At 58.1% G+C, this 16,807-nt stretch carries 16 protein-coding genes; 13 read left to right on the plus strand and 3 right to left on the minus strand.

Annotated features, from left to right (window positions below):
• Positions 1–83 precede the first annotated feature (83 nt).
• Positions 84–2,087 (minus strand): sodium-translocating pyrophosphatase, encoded by a 2,004-nt coding sequence (locus NB231_RS12735; RefSeq protein WP_005003500.1) that lies wholly within the window; start codon positions 2,085–2,087, stop codon positions 84–86.
• Between the two features lie 266 nt (positions 2,088–2,353).
• Between NB231_RS12735 and ppa the strand changes: the two genes are divergently transcribed.
• The 10 genes from ppa (at position 2,354) to NB231_RS12785 (ending at position 11,092) form a co-directional block, all read left to right on the plus strand.
• Positions 2,354–2,902 (plus strand): inorganic diphosphatase, encoded by a 549-nt coding sequence (gene ppa / locus NB231_RS12740; protein WP_005003502.1) that lies wholly within the window; start codon positions 2,354–2,356, stop codon positions 2,900–2,902.
• 177 nt (positions 2,903–3,079) lie between these two features.
• Positions 3,080–3,655 carry a cob(I)yrinic acid a,c-diamide adenosyltransferase gene (locus tag NB231_RS12745; protein WP_005003504.1) on the plus strand — a complete coding sequence of 192 codons (576 nt, stop codon included), beginning with the start codon at positions 3,080–3,082 and terminating at the stop codon, positions 3,653–3,655.
• A gap of 155 nt (positions 3,656–3,810) precedes the next feature.
• Positions 3,811–4,140 carry a hypothetical protein gene (locus NB231_RS12750; RefSeq protein WP_005003505.1) on the plus strand — a complete coding sequence of 110 codons (330 nt, stop codon included), beginning with the start codon at positions 3,811–3,813 and terminating at the stop codon, positions 4,138–4,140.
• A gap of 63 nt (positions 4,141–4,203) precedes the next feature.
• Positions 4,204–5,127, plus strand: coding sequence for a 50S ribosomal protein L11 methyltransferase (prmA, locus tag NB231_RS12755; RefSeq protein ID WP_005003507.1), 924 nt, complete (start codon positions 4,204–4,206; stop codon positions 5,125–5,127).
• 144 nt (positions 5,128–5,271) lie between these two features.
• A complete protein-coding gene (locus NB231_RS12760) occupies positions 5,272–5,574 on the plus strand; it encodes a helix-turn-helix domain-containing protein (RefSeq protein ID WP_005003508.1) in 303 nt (100 codons plus the stop codon).
• Between the two features lie 106 nt (positions 5,575–5,680).
• A complete protein-coding gene (gene purH / locus NB231_RS12765; protein ID WP_040662380.1) occupies positions 5,681–7,264 on the plus strand; it encodes a bifunctional phosphoribosylaminoimidazolecarboxamide formyltransferase/IMP cyclohydrolase in 1,584 nt (527 codons plus the stop codon).
• 80 nt (positions 7,265–7,344) lie between these two features.
• Positions 7,345–8,643, plus strand: a complete 1,299-nt coding sequence (purD, locus tag NB231_RS12770) for a phosphoribosylamine--glycine ligase (protein WP_005003512.1) — start codon at positions 7,345–7,347, stop codon at positions 8,641–8,643.
• 262 nt (positions 8,644–8,905) lie between these two features.
• Positions 8,906–9,469 carry a LemA family protein gene (locus NB231_RS12775; protein WP_156777010.1) on the plus strand — a complete coding sequence of 188 codons (564 nt, stop codon included), beginning with the start codon at positions 8,906–8,908 and terminating at the stop codon, positions 9,467–9,469.
• A gap of 132 nt (positions 9,470–9,601) precedes the next feature.
• The gene (locus NB231_RS12780; protein WP_198007298.1) at positions 9,602–10,579 is read left to right on the plus strand and encodes a M48 family metallopeptidase; all 978 of its coding nucleotides are present in this window, start codon (positions 9,602–9,604) and stop codon (positions 10,577–10,579) included.
• Between the two features lie 60 nt (positions 10,580–10,639).
• On the plus strand, positions 10,640–11,092 hold the full coding sequence (locus NB231_RS12785) for a hypothetical protein (RefSeq protein WP_005003520.1): 453 nt from the start codon (positions 10,640–10,642) through the stop codon (positions 11,090–11,092).
• A gap of 188 nt (positions 11,093–11,280) precedes the next feature.
• Here NB231_RS12785 and mmsB read toward each other — a convergent pair whose 3' ends face one another.
• Both mmsB and NB231_RS12795 read right to left on the minus strand, forming a co-directional pair.
• Positions 11,281–12,177 (minus strand): 3-hydroxyisobutyrate dehydrogenase, encoded by an 897-nt coding sequence (gene mmsB, locus NB231_RS12790; RefSeq protein WP_005003521.1) that lies wholly within the window; start codon positions 12,175–12,177, stop codon positions 11,281–11,283.
• A 652-nt stretch (positions 12,178–12,829) separates the two neighbouring features.
• A complete protein-coding gene (locus NB231_RS12795) occupies positions 12,830–13,483 on the minus strand; it encodes a histidinol-phosphatase (RefSeq protein WP_040662383.1) in 654 nt (217 codons plus the stop codon).
• Between the two features lie 145 nt (positions 13,484–13,628).
• Between NB231_RS12795 and NB231_RS12800 the strand changes: the two genes are divergently transcribed.
• The 3 genes from NB231_RS12800 (at position 13,629) to NB231_RS12810 (ending at position 16,769) form a co-directional block, all read left to right on the plus strand.
• Entirely contained in the window at positions 13,629–14,177 is a 549-nt protein-coding gene (locus NB231_RS12800; RefSeq protein ID WP_050756108.1) for an RNA pyrophosphohydrolase, read from the plus strand.
• Between the two features lie 27 nt (positions 14,178–14,204).
• Positions 14,205–16,472: a phosphoenolpyruvate--protein phosphotransferase gene (gene ptsP / locus NB231_RS12805; RefSeq protein WP_005003526.1), complete on the plus strand. Its 2,268-nt coding sequence runs from the start codon at positions 14,205–14,207 to the stop codon at positions 16,470–16,472.
• Positions 16,473–16,565: 93 nt separating this feature from the next.
• Positions 16,566–16,769 carry a bacterioferritin-associated ferredoxin gene (locus tag NB231_RS12810; RefSeq protein WP_040664019.1) on the plus strand — a complete coding sequence of 68 codons (204 nt, stop codon included), beginning with the start codon at positions 16,566–16,568 and terminating at the stop codon, positions 16,767–16,769.
• Positions 16,770–16,807 lie beyond the last annotated feature (38 nt).

Consider the following 16,807-nt stretch of genomic DNA (forward strand, 5'->3'; position numbering starts at 1 on the left):
TTCGGTATTTTCGTGACCCGCCGAAATCATCCGAACTGTCGGTTGTGTAATGTGGGCGAGTCGAGGCTGGCACAAACAAGACATCAAGCCAGCAAGGGTGCGATGACTAGACTTATGATGGCCATGACATTGATCAGAATATTCATGGAAGGACCCGAAGTATCCTTGAAAGGGTCGCCCACGGTGTCACCCACAACGGTGGCTCGGTGTACTTCGGAGCCCTTGCCGCCGTAGTTGCCTTTCTCCACGTATTTTTTGGCGTTGTCCCAGGCGCCTCCGGCGTTGGCCATGGTAAGCGCCAAGAGCACCGCTCCGAGCAGAGCCCCACCCAGCATGCCGCCAAGCGCCTCTGGCCCAATAAGAAAGCCAACCGCGGGCGGGGCGATTATGGCCAGAGCGCCGGGCAGTATCATTTTCTTTAAGGCCGCGGTCGTGGCGATGTCGACGCAGCGTGCTGTATCGGGTTCAGCCTTGCCCTCCAGCAGGCCGTGTATCTCGCGGAATTGGCGGCGGATCTCGTGAATCATGGCAAAGGCGGCGTCGCCCACCGCGGTCATCGTGATGGCAGCCACCAGAAACGGGAAGACGCCACCAAGGAACAATCCCACTAGTACCTCAGGGGCTCCTAGGAAGATGGTAAATTCCGGCATGTGATGCCGGATGGTTTGCACGTAGGCGGTAATGATCGCCAGAGCGGCAAGGGCCGCCGCGCTGATGGCGAATCCCTTGCCGATGGCGGCGGTTGTGTTGCCGAGCTCATCGAGCGAGTCGGTGATGCGCCGCGTCTGCGGGCCGAGCTCGGCCATTTCGGCAATACCGCCAGCGTTGTCGGCGACCGGCCCATAGGCGTCGATGGCCATGGTGATACCCACCGTCGCCAACATCCCTACCGCGGCGATGCCGACCCCATAAAGGCCGATTAAAGCGCTGGAGACGCCGATGATGGCGCAAATAGTGAGCATCGGTATCGCCACCGACTCCATGCCGACCGCCAGCCCTTTGATCATGACGGTCGCCGCGCCGGTCTCCCCGGACCGGGCGATGCTGAGCACCGGCCGTCCTGCCGTGTAGTACTCGGTGACGAGCCCGACGACAATGCCCCCGGCTGCGCCGAATAACACGGCCCACCAAGCGTGGTCAGTAATACCCAATGCGGTCACGATGAAATAAGCCACACCAATGAACAACACCGATGCGCCGATGGTTCCGGTTCGCAGCGCCCGTTCCGGCGTCTGAGTGGAAAACAGGCGCACCAGTATGATGCCAAGCAGCGAACAGATCAGCCCCGCTGAGGCCAGCGCCAGTGGCAGGAACATGAGCGTATCGCGCGCCCCCAGTCCCGAGACAACTGCAGCCGGCAAGGTGGCGGCCATGGCGATCGTGGCGATCATCGCCCCACAATAAGACTCGAAGATATCCGAGCCCATACCCGCCACATCGCCCACGTTGTCGCCCACATTATCGGCGATCACGCCGGGGTTGCGGGGGTCATCCTCAGGGATGCCGGCTTCAAGCTTGCCCACCAGGTCAGCGCCGACGTCTGCGCTTTTAGTAAAGATGCCGCCGCCGACACGTGAGAACAGGGCCACTGTTGACGCGCCCATTCCGAAGCCATGGATATTATGCGCCGTGGCGGGATCGCCGCCGTAGAAGAGAAACAGCAAGCCAAGGCCGAGCAGGCCCAATGAGGCCACCGCCAGTCCCATGATGGAACCACCGAAGAATGCAATGGTGAGGGCCGCGGCTGCACCTTGAGTATGCGCGGCCGTCGTCGTGCGATAATTAGCTTTGGTTGCCGTGTACATGCCGATCAGCCCGGCTCCCGCGGACGCTAAGGCACCAATGAGATACGCGGTGGCGGTCTGCCAGCCGAGGAAGATCCAGAGCAGCACAGTGAGCGCCAATGCGACGTAGCCGAGGATGGTGTACTCGCGTCGCATGAAAACCATCGCGCCGAGATGGATTTTCTCGCCGATGGCGACGACGCGCTCCGAGCCCGCTGGGTAGCGCAGGATTGCGCCGTAGATCAGCAGTGCCGCCGCAAGACCCAGTAGGCCTAACACAGGCGGCAAATAAACGATCGACATGGTGATACGCCTCCCATTTTTCGGCCAATCGCGCTATGCGATGGCGATGTTATTCTGCGTTGCGGCGCAATATGGCGCCTACTTTTGTTTTATAATCGCGGCGACTTTGCCAGAAAACAGGGGGCCATTGCACGTCTCGGCAAGGATGCGCTTCGCTAGGTGTCTGCTTGCCACAGGATTGGGGCGTCGATGGCAGTCGTTGTCCGCCTTTGCGGCACGCACCCCTTACTCCGAGCTGTAGCTTTTTTGTGAGGTAGTGAAAACCTATGATCTCCAATACGATCACTTCGGGCCGTAATGTGCCGGAGGAGATCAACGTTGCAATCGAGATTCCCTATCACGGGGATCCGGTAAAGTACGAAGTCGACAAAGAAACCGGTATGATGACGGTGGACCGCTTCATGGCCACCGCTATGTATTACCCTTGTAACTATGGCTATATTCCGCATACTTTGTGCGATGACGGTGACCCGGTCGATGTGCTGGTGGTAACCCCGGTTCCCCTGATAAGCGGTGTTGTGGTGCGTTGCCGGCCGGTCGGGGTATTGGTGATGACCGATGAGGCAGGGCTCGACAGCAAGTTGCTGGCCGTTCCGGCCCAAAAGCTGACCACGATGTACGATCGGGTCCGCGAGCCTTCGGATTTGCCACGAGAGTTGCTCGATCAGATCAGTCATTTCTTTGCGCACTATAAGGATCTCGAGTCCGGCAAGTGGGTGAAGATAGAGGGCTGGTATGATGCAGAGGCCGCTCGCAAGGAAATCCTGGATGCAGTTGCGCGCTATAAGGATGCTCGCGTCAAGCCCAATTTCTGAGTGGCTTAATTTTGTGTGCCGGCGTTGCGGTGCCAGACCGTTGTCAGTCGTCTTGGGCTGGCGTGCTCGGCGTGTTGGCGAGCGGGTACACCGGCAGCTATTTGGCCAGACTGGCGTTGGTGCGAGATATGATTGGAGCGCGTTTATCCAGCCAATGCTCCGGAGCAGATAGCGCTTATGGTCAAACTGACGAAGATCTATACGCGTACCGGGGATCGCGGTGAGACCGCGTTGGGTAACGGCCAGCGCGTGGCCAAGCATCAGCCTCGGGTGGTCGCTTACGGCAGCGTGGATGAGACCAATGCGGTCGTTGGGGTGGCTCGACTCTATGTCGCCGGCGAGTTGGAAGCCAGCTTGCTAAGGATACAAAACGACCTGTTTGATGTGGGGGCGGACCTATGTATGCCGGAGGCGGAACCGCCTAAGCGGCAAGCGCTTAGGGTGCGCGCGGAGCAGGTTGCTTGGCTGGAAAACGAGATCGATCGACTGAATGCTTCGCTGGAGGTTCTGCGCTCGTTCATTCTCCCCGGTGGCACGGTAGCCAGTGCCCACCTTCACCATGCACGCACAGTGGCACGGCGCGCCGAGCGGGATGTCGTGGCATTAATGGACGAGGAGGTGATCAACCCGGTGGTGTTGCGCTACCTCAACCGGCTCTCCGATTTCCTATTTGTGGCGGGGCGTACGGCGAACGCCGCCGCAGATGGCGACATATTGTGGGCTCCCGGTAAATACCGCAACGATGCTGGGTAATTCTCATATTGTCTTCGCGGCCGGCGGGCTCGGCGCCTCGGGACTCCCTTGCCGTTGACAATGAGTGTAAAATTTATATTGTAGTAAAGCTTTGCGGCTGCAATCTCCAAATTTTTGACGCCCAAGTGGGCAGAGTCAGTGGCAAGAGGCTTCCCGTGGTACGTGCTGTCACCCTAGAAGAGTTCGCCGAGCATAGTCAGGCTTTTCAGGACACCGCAGGAGTGAGTACCAACAACCGCTCGCTCGGCTTCGTGCCGGCCTTTCTGGATACCTGTACGGACATCGTATACATTTCTCGGAACGCGAATGGAACGCTCTCGCCTTGTCATTGCCTGGACGGTTTGCCGGATGCGCTCGTTACGCGCCGTGATAGCGCAGGTCATGCGCTGGCAGTAAAAGTATCCGTAATCGCAGGCTTCGAGCGCGGCGGTTGCTTTTTCACGCGTGAACAAGCGGCTCTTTTCGCTGCGACAGAAGAGCTCTGAAAGGCCAGTCTTACACTCCTTCCAGCTTGGCTTGTCTCTCGCATGCAGTAGTATACCCGTGGTATGGATTGGACGCAGATCGCCTTCGATTTGGAAGCCGACGCATGCCCTCGGGTCGAGAGCATGCTTGGGCGATCGGACGTGTTGGCCATCACTTACTTGGACCCTGGCGGACGGCCGGTGCTGGAGCCAGAGGCCGGGGATCCCGTATTATGGCCACAAGTCCGCATCGTGGCCTTGTTGGAAGGGCCGGCGGCTATTGGACCCATCTGGGCTCAGCTCTGCGCCCATTTGGGCCGTGAACCACCAGGATGGTCCGTAGAGACCGTCGAAGACCGGCCTTGGGAGCGGGTGTGGTTGGACGAGTGTGTGCCGCTGCGCTTCGGTGACTGGCTCTGGGTGGTCCCAGCTGGGCTGGAAGCTCCCGTTCCTGAAGCAGTGAACGTCAGGCTCGATCCAGGTTTGGCATTCGGCAGCGGTACTCATCCGAGCACCGCGCTGTGTCTGGAGTGGTTGGCCGAATTTCGGCCGTGCGGCCGCTCGATTGTAGACTATGGTTGTGGCTCCGGTATTCTGGCGGTGGCTGCGTTGTGTCTGGGTGCCCGTATCGCCTATGGGGTGGACACCGATGCCCAGGCGTTGCTGGCGAGTCGTGACAATGCTGAGCGCAACGGTGTCTCAAGCCGACTGCGGCTACTCGCTGCGGACGGTGCGGCACCGCCCGCTGTGGATTTGGTGATGGCCAATATACTGGCGCGGATACTTTGTAGCCTTGCCTCTGAACTAGCTCGGCTCACGCGTCCCGGTGGCACCCTGGTTCTTGCGGGAATCTTGCAGGATCAGGTCGATACGGTAGCGGAAGCCTTCGGCGGTGCTTTCAGGTTTGAGTCCCCTCGAATTCGAGACGGCTGGGTTTGTCTGATCGGGCGGCGCCAAGGCGGGCTCGGCTGTGAGTCACCGTCTGGTGTCGGGTTCGATGCGCTTTAACCCCAAAGGAATTGTGTTTATCATCGATCCTCCTTAGCGGGAGCATAAACCGCCTGCGGCACGTATGGCCGGATATCGGCCAGGCTTCATTTTTTCGCCTTGGTCCATAAACCCATCAACAATAAACCGGTTGTAGTTTGCGGGATGGTGAAGCAAGCCACAGTTGCTGGCGCCCGAGAGGAGCGTCAACCTGAAGGGGGCGTTGGGCTCGAAGGAGCGTGGCCTATCCGAGCCTGCGTTCGTGAGGCGCTGGAGGGTTATTTTCGCCGGCTCGAGGATTGTGAATGCAGTGGCCTCTACAAGATGGTGCTTACCGAGGTCGAGATCCCGCTTCTTCAAGCAGTGATGCGGGTTTGCTCAGGCAATCTGACGAAGGCTGCACAAATGTTGGGCATCAATCGCAGCACATTGCGCAAAAAACTCCAATACTACGGGCTTGAGCATTAACCCTATGCAGCGCTCAGCGCGACGCCCCATCATTGCATGACTATACGACTACCAGAGTTCAGCTAGCAAAATCAGCGAGCTAGCAGTCAGCCAGGAATTCACGAATATGACAGTAGTTCCTCCGCTCCGCTCGGTGCGACGAGCGCTTATCAGCGTTTCCGACAAGACCGGCGTGGTCGATTTCGCGAACGCGCTGGTCGAGCGTGGGGTAGAGATACTTTCCACAGGCGGTACGGCCCGATTGTTGAGTGAATCGGAGTTGCCGGTCGTAGAGGTCTCCGCCTACACCGGTTTTCCCGAAATCATGGATGGGCGGGTGAAGACGCTGCATCCGAAGGTGCATGCGGCTTTGCTTAGGCGTCCCGGGGTGGATGATGCGCTCATGGAGGCGCATGAAATCCGGCCGATCGATCTGTTGGTGGTTAATTTATACCCGTTTGAGGCGGTGGTAGCCCAAACCGATTGTTCTATGGAAGAGGCTCTTGCGAACATCGATATCGGTGGGGTTGCTATGCTGCGTGCCGCAGCGAAGAATTACGCCGCCGTAGCTGCGGTGACGGCTGCCGCCGATTATCCCCAAGTGCTCAAGGAGCTGGACGAGCAGGGCGGGCTGACTCAAGTTACCCGCAGGAGACTGGCGGCATCGGCTTTTGCGCAGACCGCGCACTACGATACCGCCATAGCCCAGTATTTCATGGCCCGTATTGCGGATGACGGGTCAGACGAGCTCCCGCAGACGCTTAGCCTACAGCTCAATAGAACTCATACCTTGCGCTATGGGGAGAATCCTCATCAGAGAGCCGCTTTTTTTCAGTCGCCGGGGGTACGTGAGCGCTCAGTGGCAAGCGCTGCACAGCTGCAGGGCAAGAGACTTTCCTTCAACAATATCGTAGATACGGACACTGCGCTGACCTGTGCCCGTGAGTTCGAACAACCGGCCTGTGTCATCGTTAAACACGCCAATCCCTGTGGGGTGGCCGTAGCGGGCTCACTGCTCGAGGCGTATGGTCAGGCCTATCAGACGGACCCTACCTCGGCGTTTGGCGGGATCATCGCTGTCAACCGCCCGTTGGATGCCGCGACCGCCGCCGCGATCGTCGGGTGTCAGTTTGTAGAAGTAATTATCGCGCCGAGTGTCTTAGATGAGGCCTTGGTTCACACCGCGGTCCGGAAAAACATACGGGTGTTGGCTTATGGACCGTGGAATGACGAATCGGAACTTGGCTATGATTTCAAGCGTGTGCGTGGCGGATTTTTGGTTCAGGAGTGTGACAGCGTGCTTCTCCCGCCCGGTGACGGACTGCGCCCGGTTGGTCGGCGTCACCCCAGCACGAGCGAACTCGAGGATTTATTGTTTGCCTGGAAGGTCGCCAAGTTCGTTAAATCCAACGCCATCGTCTATGCTCGGGATGGTCGAACGCTGGGTATCGGCGCTGGGCAGATGAGCCGTATTGACAGCGCCCGAATCGGCGCTCGCAAGGCGGCGGATGTTGGCCTCGGCCTTGCTGGCAGTGTGCTCGCCTCGGATGCGTTCTTTCCCTTTCGAGACGCTGTTGACCACGCAGCGACAGCCGGGGTCAAAGCTATCATCCAGCCTGGGGGTTCGGTGCGTGACGAAGAAGTCATCGCCGCAGCGGACGAACATGGAATGGCTATGGTATTTGCCGGCATGCGGCATTTTCGGCACTGACCATCCAGCGCCCCTAACATACGGATGCAGTGGCCCGGATAGGCGTTTTCGTATTCCACCCGTACAGTGGGAGCAAAGCCATGAAGGCTCTGGTCATAGGCAGTGGCGGGCGTGAGCATGCGCTCGCGTGGGCGGCGGCGCGCTCGGCCAATGTCGAGATCGTCTATGTCGCTCCAGGTAACGCCGGGACTCAGCGTGAGCCGAAAGTGCAAAATGTCGGTCTCGGGGCCGACGATGTGCCGGCGTTGGTGGATTTCGCGCGCCAATATGAAATCGATCTGACCATAGTCGGCCCCGAAGTACCGTTGATGATGGGGATGGTCGATGCCTTCGACGAGGCGGGCTTGCGCTGCTTCGGCCCCAGCCGGCGCGCGGCCGAGCTTGAGGGTTCAAAGGCCTTTTGTAAGGATTTTCTTATCCGCCATGGCATACCGACCGCCGAACATCGGGTCTTTACGGACCCGGATGCAGCTCGTGATTACATACGCGAGCGGGGCGCACCGATCGTGGTGAAAGTGGACGGCCTGGCCGCCGGCAAAGGTGTGACGGTCGCCATGAATTTGGATGAGGCCCTGCGGGCCGTGGAAGCAGCGCTTGTCGACAAGGCTTTTGGTGCTGCTGGTGAGCGCATCGTAGTGGAAGAGTACTTGGAGGGGGAGGAGGCAAGCTTCATGGTCCTGGTCGACGGCGAGCAGGCGTTGCCGTTGGCTTCGAGCCAGGACCATAAAGCCCGTGACGATGGGGAAAAGGGACCCAACACCGGCGGTATGGGGGCCTATTCGCCGGCTTCAGTGGTAACTGCGTCGTGCCATGAGCGGATCATGGATGAAGTCATTCGACCCACGATCACCGGCTTGGCCAAGGAGGGGCGGCGGTATGTCGGTTTTCTTTACGCAGGTCTTATGATCGCACCGGGGGGCTCACTCAAAGTGCTCGAGTTCAATGTGCGCTTGGGCGACCCTGAGGCTCAAACTGTTCTGATGCGGCTTAAATCCGACTTGATCCAACTGTGTGATGCCGCGCTCGCCGGTCGGTTGAGCACATTGGCGGCCGATTGGGATCCGCGCGCCGGCCTTGCTGTGGTGATGGCATCCGGCGGTTATCCGGATGGCTACAGCAAAGGACACATTCTCACCGGGTTACCCGTTATCGAGCAGGCGAACTGCAAGGTCTTCCATGCCGGCACGGCCTTCGATGAGTACGACAACATCATCAATGTGGGTGGTCGGGTGCTCACGGTGTGCGCGCTCGGGGAGACGGTGGCGCTAGCCCAGGCCAAGGCTTACGAATTAGTGCGAAATATCCATTGGGATGGCGTTTATTATCGCAACGATATCGGCTATCGGGCGGTGGCGCGGGAGCGGGGAGAAGTATCCTAGCCGCAGTGCCCAGTTCGAAGCGATGGTATGTTAGAGCAACGTCATCGTTGGCGGGCAGGGATCCAGATTCGTACCGTAATTCGTGATGGGCGATTTTCCGGCCTGCCGGGGCGGGCATTTTGCACATTTTCCGGTAATCCTAGTTGCTCACTCCTCCCGTTTAGGACATCTTAATTCAAGCTCAAGCTCAAGCTCAAGCTCAAGCTCAAGCTCAAGCTCAAGCTCAAGCTCAAGGACAATCGGCTCAAGGAGGGGCAGTCGAATGAATCTTACCATGCTCGTAGTGCTGGGCGTCATTGCGGCCACAAGCGTCGGGATGATCGTTTTGTATAACCGCTTGGTTCGGTTGCGCAATCAGGTTAAAAACGCCTGGCGCCAAATTGATGTGCAGCTCAAACGCCGCCATGACCTGATTCCCAATCTGGTTGAGGTGGTAAAAGATTACATGAGCTACGAGCAGGAGACACTGCGGCAAGTCATAGCGGCACGCAATCGGGCCGTTGCTGTGGAGGGGCAGGGTTTTGAGGCGGCAATGGCTGCGGAGCAAGGACTCAGCGGCGCATTAGGCCGTCTATTTGCGTTGATGGAGAATTACCCGGACCTCAAGGCCAACAATAATGTGACCGATCTGATGGAGGAACTCTCCAGCACGGAAAATCGAATCGCATTTGCCCGTCAATTTTATAACGACAGTGTGATGACAAAGAACAATGCGATCGAAAGCTTTCCTTCCAATATGATCGCTAATTTATTTAATTTTCGTCATGGACGCTACTTTGAAATCGACACCGCCGCGCGGGAAACACCCCGGGTCGATCTGCGCTGAAGCGGCATGCCACGCAAATGGGTTAACTGTCCTGAGTGCGGGGTGCTCAACCGCTCAGGGGCGGCGACTTGCCGCATGTGCGGGGCAGCGGCCCGTGAATCGCGCATTCGCCCGGGAAGACGAGGCAAGCGGTTGCACCGCACGGACTTCGTGGCGGCTGCCGCGGCCAATCGCCGCAACACCAACCGCTTGGTCCTGCTGCTGTTGCTGATCGGGGCTATTCTTGGTTACTTGCTTGGCTGGAGTTTGGAGCTCTACACCACTGCGGCTATGCGGCAGCATGGCGTAACCGTCTGGTATCTGAGTCCTTGGGGGGTGCGAGGAGCGTTGCTGCTAACGGGTTTTGGCGTGCTCTGGATCGTGCTTGCTTTTCTCGTAGGTGATCGAATTGTGCTCGGCTTGGTTGGTGCGCGTGAGGTGGGTCGGGAGGAATTGCCTCAGCTTCATAATGTGGTGGAGGAGATGGCCATCGCCGCCGGCGTCCCCAAGCCTAGGGTCTATCTCATCGATACACCTGCTCTGAACGCGTTGGCTACAGGGTTGGATACACGGCGCTCGGCCATCGGTGTTACGCGCGGATTGCTCGATAAACTCGATCGTGACGAATTGCAGGGTGTTATCGGCCATGAGATGGGGCATATCGTTAATCTGGACATGCGCTATGCCACGGCTGTAGGGATATTGGTTGGGTTGATCGCGCTGGTTGCCGATTTCGCCTTCCGGGCGCTTTATCTGCGTGGTGCCGGCCGACGTTTTGGTCGCGAGCGCTCAGGCGGCAGTGGCACCGTGATTGCGCTGCTTATGGTCTTGATTTTTGCAGCACTCGCCCCGGTATTTGCCAAGCTGGTGCAGATGGCGGTCTCAAGACAACGGGAATTTCTGGCCGATGCCACGAGCGTTCGCCTGACGCGTAATCCGCATGGCCTGATATCAGCTCTCGAGAAGCTTGCCGTGAGCGCGGAGCCCTTTCGGGGCGCCAACCGGGCTACCCAACACATGTTTATCGTCAACCCCTTGCGCAATTTCTCCGAGCAGGCCAGTCGTCTTTTTGCTACGCACCCGCCGATACCGGCACGGGTTCGGCGGTTGATGAACTTGAATGGCGATTGATGTAAGTCCAGTGTGGGGGATGTTGGGGGGAAGCGAATCATAGGGAGGTGAACCAGGACGATGTCTAGAGATGATCGACAGCTGGCATTGAGTGAGTTGCTGGCTCACTGCGAGGCTACGGTGCGGCGCTATCGTCACGCCGCTGACATTCTTGCAGGAAAGGATGGCGAAGCGGTGTTGCGGCGATTTGCCATTGAACGGGAGAGTTTGACCCAGCGCTTGCGCTACCAAGTGCGTCAACTCGGGGGGCTGCCTGACACTGTCGATGCCGAGTGCGATACCTTCCAGATTCTGGACGAGCGTGTCATGGCCCGTCTGGCGGCGCGGGGCGCGAGCGCCTTATTGCGCAGCCGTATCGACGACGAGCAGCGTGTAATGGCGTTGACCAATGCGGCTCTCACTGGATTACTGCCCGAGTCGGTTCGCCATATCCTCGAAGCCGCCCGCGAGGACGTTCGGCGCACGATCGATCTGCTCGCGCAGGAATCCGACCGTGCGGCTCAGCGTAACTGACGCGGGCCTGTGCTATCGAAGAATAGGATAACTTTCCATAGCGACGCGCAGTCCGACTCCCTCGTGCGCCCGGAGAAAGTTTGGCCTAGCTGCAGTTCGTTTGATGTACGGGGTGAAAGCGTGTCGCAGCGGATACCAACACAGAGTGTCTTTCCGAAAAGGAGCTGCCCAGACGCCGTAATGTGGTGTCAATCGAGTCGACCGCCTTGCAGGAACTGAATAATGCTGGAGAAATCGCGCCGGTCATTGCCGTTGGCGCAGTGCATGGCGTAGAGACTGGACGCCACCGATCCGAGGGGTGTCGATGTTCCCGAGGCAAGGGCGGCGTTCATAGCCAAAGCAAGATCCTTTGCCATGAGGTGGCTGAGGAAACCACCCTCATAACCTCGGGTGGCTGGGGTGTTCTCCATCAGTCCCGGCAATGGATTGTAGGCCTGCAACACCCAATTGTTGCCGGAACTTGAGCGCATGATCTCGGAGATTATGGCTGGGTTCAGTTCGTGAGCCACGGCCAAATTTAGCGCTTCGCAAGTGCCAAGCATTAAAATTCCGAGCAGCATGTTATTACATATTTTGCCGAGCTGCCCGGCACCATGTCCACCGGCGTGAAAGACATTCCTCCCCATCACCTCAAGAATTGGTCGGGCCGCCTCCAATGGCTGTGCCTCGCCTCCGACGATAAACGTTAGGGTGCCGGCCTGCGCGCCGGCGATGCCACCGGAGACAGGCGCATCCAGAAAGGCCAGCCCGCGCGAGTTGGCGGCTGCGGCGACGGCTCGGGCGTCCTCGGCGGCGATCGTGCTGCAGTCGATTAGCAGGGTGCCAGTGCTCACGCTGGCCAGAACTCGGCCGGTGCCTAGATAAAGGTCGCGAACCTGCTTGCCGGCCGGGAGCATGGAAATGACTACCGCAGCGTGCGCCACTGCTTGCGCCGCGGAACGTGCTGGGGTGGCGCCTTTGTCAGCAAGCTGTTGCATAGCCTCGGGAACGAGATCGAAGGCCACCAACCCATGCCCGGCCTTGAGCAGATTGACAGCCATCGGCGCACCCATATTGCCGAGACCGATGAACGCGATCTTTGCCATGACGGCACCTCCTAGAACAACCTCGGTTGCTTCTTGCTAACACCCTCGGATTCGGTGCCCACACCTTGTGTAGTAGGGTTAAGCGTTGTTCAAAGTCCCTTGTATGGCAAGAGCTGTTGATCAGACGGCTCGCTACCCGGTTCAAACGTTGCGTGAGATTGGTTTTGGTGAGAATCCAGCGATCGGTAGGCGCTGGGGCAGAGTTATACGAGCCTTCTCGCGCCGCGCATGTTCGTAATTGTGCACCTAAAAGACGAATCGTGCTTGCGCGTTGGGCTGTCAGGCGATCGATATGACATAGAGTCGGGTGTTGCGGGCCGAAAAAACTGGGGAAGCATTGCTGCCTCCCCAAATACGGTTCCCTGCTAAATAATAGCGCAGCCCGTTTACGCGCAGAATTACGAGCATCCTGGAGCGACGCTTGTGGAGGTTAAGCTGCCCGCAACGGACTTCCCTGTGGCGGATCGGGTCGTTGCGGGTTGTGTTTGATCCAACCGTTGCGGACTTGCATTACCAGGACGCCGCTATCCACGCTGATTAACTTACCGATATTGTATATAGACTCACTGACTGTGCCGTGGGTTCCGCGATCCAGCGGCTTTCCATATTTCGAGGGAAGACTGCGCTACACAATGTTTTTGGGGGGTGGCTTTTACCGCAGGCTGATAATGGGCCAGCCGCGCTGTGCGGCTTGTTGGCGTAGCTCTGGGTCCGGATCGACTGCAACCGGATAAGCGACGCGTTCCAACAGCGGGATATCATTGTGCGAATCACTGTAGAAGTAGCTGTCGGTGAGCTGATGTCCAGTATGTTTCGACCAAGCCTCGAGAGCCTTGATTTTGCCCTCACGGAAAGTCGGGATTCCTTGAATCGCCCCAGTGTAGCGTTCACCGGCCATTTCCGGGTCGGTGGCCAGCAGATGATCGATTCCAAACAAAGCCGCAATCGGCTCGGTCAAGAATCGATTGGTAGCGGTTATGATGAGTAATGTATCTCCTCGGTCGCGGTGTAATTCCACCAGTTCACGGCCTTGATCTAAAACGATTGGACGGATGTGCTCGTCGATGAACTGTGCCCGCCATGCTCGTAGTTGTCTTAGCTCATGCTGAGCCAGTGGTCTCAGCGCGAAGCGTAAATAGCCATGGATGTCTAAAGTGCCTGCCTGGTAGGCCTGGTAAAAACGTTCGTTCTCGGCAGTGTACTCGTTGCCGTCAACAATCTCTTTGTCTACCAAGAAACGGCCCCAGAGGTAATCGCTATCGCCGGCAAGCAGCGTATTATCCAGATCGAAGATAGCTAGAGCCACGTAGAATCTCCGCATGAGGGGTGAGGTGACCATAACCATTTAATAATATACGAAGTAAGCAAATGCAGCGGATGGAGATTTGGTACTATTCGTGCGCTTGTGAAAGAATAGAGTCAATATTCTCGGTTAACAGCCATATTTTTAAGTGATTGATTCTGAAGGGTTCAGACTTAATGTGGGAATTATCCTGAGCAATGCTTCGGGAGGGGTTTTTTGGGCTCGTCGGATTGGGCAGGATGCTTGGCAGTTTCCCCAGGGCGGCATCAATAAGCATGAGACGCCTATTGACGCGCTCTATCGCGAGCTTGACGAGGAGATCGGTCTTGAGCCCAGGCATGTGGAGGTGCTTGGCCGGACTGAAGGCTGGCTGCGCTATCGATTGCCACGCTATTTAATCCACCGCCGCCGCCGTCCGGTCTGCGTCGGTCAGAAGCAGGTATGGTATATGCTACGGCTGACAGGCTCGGATGAGGTCGTCCGGTTAGATGCTTGTGCGCAGCCGGAATTCGACGATTGGTGCTGGGTTCAATATTGGCGACCGGTCGATGAGGTGGTTTTCTTTAAACGACGCGTCTACGATCAAGCATTGACGCAACTGGCACCTTTATTGTTTCCCCAAGGGCCACCACCGCGGCGACGGGAGCCGCGCGCACGCTTGCGGCATCCCTACAGCCGGCGTTACCGAGTACGGTAATCTGGCCCGCGCATAGGGCGAAGCTGAATGCTTGAGATCCTCTACCGTATTGTCCAGGAGGTGAACGCTGCCAGAGATCTGGATCAGGCGCTCAATATCATTGTTGAGCGAGTGGCCACAGCAACGGTCTCGGATGTGTGTTCGGTCTATCTGGCGGCGGAGGATCTCGCCACTTTGATTCTCATGGCCACGCGTGGGCTCAATCCGGGCGTCGCCGGGCAGGTGCGGCTGCGGCTGCATGAGGGCTTGGTCGGTTTGGTTGCCGAGCGTGAGGAGCCGATCAATTTAGGCGACGCCGAGCTGCATCCTCGGTTTCGCTACATCCCGGAGACAGGCGAGGAGCGCTTCCATGCTTTTCTCGGCGTCCCCATCATCCATTACCGCCAGTTGCTGGGTGTCTTAGTCGTTCAGCGCCAGGAGCGGCGCCGCTTTGATGACGACGAGGTCGCTTTCATGGTGACCATGGCGGCGCAGCTTGCCGGTGTGATCGCCTACGCTCAGGCAGTGGGCAGCATCGATGCTCCGCATTCGGGACGCCGCGCCGGGCCTATCCGGCCTTTGACCGGAGTAGCCGGCGCTGCGGGGGTTGCCATCGGTATCGGGCGGGTGATCTATGCTCCGATGGATTTTACGGTGGCTCTAGATCGAGCCCCGGAAAGCGTTGAACTGGAGGAGGAGACATTTCTCAGCGCCGTGTGCTCAGTGCGCAAAGAGTTTTCGGAGCTCGGGGAGTGGCTCGCTGGCAGTGTGCCGGACAACGAGCAAATGCTCTTCGAAGTCTATTTGCACATTTTGGACGGCAACACTTTGGTAGAGGAGGTCCGGCGGCGGATCCGGGCCGGCCAATCGGCGGTGAACGCGGTCCGCGATGCCATTGCCGAACAGGTGCGACTGTTCGATGAAATGGAGGATCCCTACCTTCGCGAGCGCGCCAGCGACATCAGGGATATCGGTCGGCGATTGCTGATACAGCTGTCGGCCGTGGACAAGGACACGCGAAGCATACCGGAGCGAACCATTCTCGTCGGTCATGAAATCAATGCCACCCAGCTTGCCGAGATCCCGCGCGACAAGCTGGCTGGTGTGGTTGCTGCAACCGGTTCGGTAAACTCGCACGTGGCGATCCTGGCGCGTGCTTTGGGTATTCCTGCCGTTATGGGCGTAGTCGATCTCAAGGCAGCTCAGTTGGAGGGACGCGAGCTGATCGTCGATGGCTACACGGGACGAATCTACGCTCAGCCCAGCCGGGCGGTGCGGCGGGAATATCGGCGTTTGATGCGTGAAGATGCCCAAATTTCGGAGCGCCTCAAAGAGCTCCAATCTTTGCCGGCGATGACTTTGGATGGCGTGAACATTGGCCTTTATGTCAACACCGGCTTGGTCGCGGACGTCAACTCCTCACTGGAAATCGGTTGCGATGGAGTGGGACTTCACCGCACCGAATTGCCCTTCATGATTCGCGATCGCTTCCCGGGCGAAGAGGAGCAGGTGCGGCTCTATCGCGAGCTGCTGCAAGCCTATGCGCCGCGGGTGGTTACCTTGCGTACCCTCGATATAGGGGGGGATAAGATGTTGTCTTACTTCCCCATTGCCGATGAGTATCCGTTACTGGGTTGGCGTGGCATACGAGTGATGTTGGACCATCCCGAAATTTTTATGACCCAACTACGCGCCATGCTCAGAGCCGATCTCGGGTTGGGCAACCTGCAGATCATGTTCCCTATGATCAGCCGCTTGGAAGAGGCGGAAGAAGCGGTACAGCTGGTGCAGCGTGCCCGCAAGCAGCTGCGCGAGGATGGGATGACGGTCAATAATCCGAAGCTCGGCGCTATGATCGAGGTGCCAGCGGCTGTTTATCAGGCCGAGAGCCTGGCTAATCGACTCGATTTTCTCTCTATCGGCAGCAATGATTTGGCGCAATATCTCCTGGCCGTCGACCGCAACAACCCGCGGGTCGCGGCGCTCTATGATGAGTTGCACCCTGCCGTATTACGGGCGGTGAATTCGGTAGCCGAGGTCGGCTGTCAGGCCAACGTGCCGGTTTGCGTGTGCGGTGAAATGGCCGCGAATCCAGGTATTGCACCCTTGCTGCTTGCCATGCGGGTAAATGCTCTGAGTATGAGCCGCGCCAGTTTGCTGCGTGTAAAATGGGTGATACGCAGCTTCAGTTTCAGTGAGGCGAAGGAACTGCTAGGGCAGGCGCTTAGCATGGAGTATCCGGAAGAGGTGCGTGCTTTGGTTCGCAATGCACTGGAGGGTAAGGGCTTAGGTGGATTGATGCGAGCGGGAAAATAGATGCTCGGCAAAACTGTGAACAGTAATGATTGTTATTTGACATCGTGTTCATGGAGGATTACATTCTGCGTGTCGAGGATGGAGATCAAGAGCATGTACATTTGCATTTGCCGTGCCGTTACCGATAAGGATATCCGCGCTGCCCTCGAAGAGGGCGCTTGTACGATGCGTGAGCTGCGTCAACGCCTTGGTGTATGCAGCGATTGTGGCAAATGCGGTCCACATGCGCGTAAGTTGCTTGTCGAGCACCGCGAGTTGCAACCCTCCTCAATGGACCTGGTCGTTCAACCGGCCTGAAGCGCGTTGAGTCCGTGTCCCGTACTAGGGCCTGTTGA

The sequence above is a fragment of the Nitrococcus mobilis Nb-231 genome, assembly GCF_000153205.1.
Classification (GTDB): domain Bacteria; phylum Pseudomonadota; class Gammaproteobacteria; order Nitrococcales; family Nitrococcaceae; genus Nitrococcus; species Nitrococcus mobilis.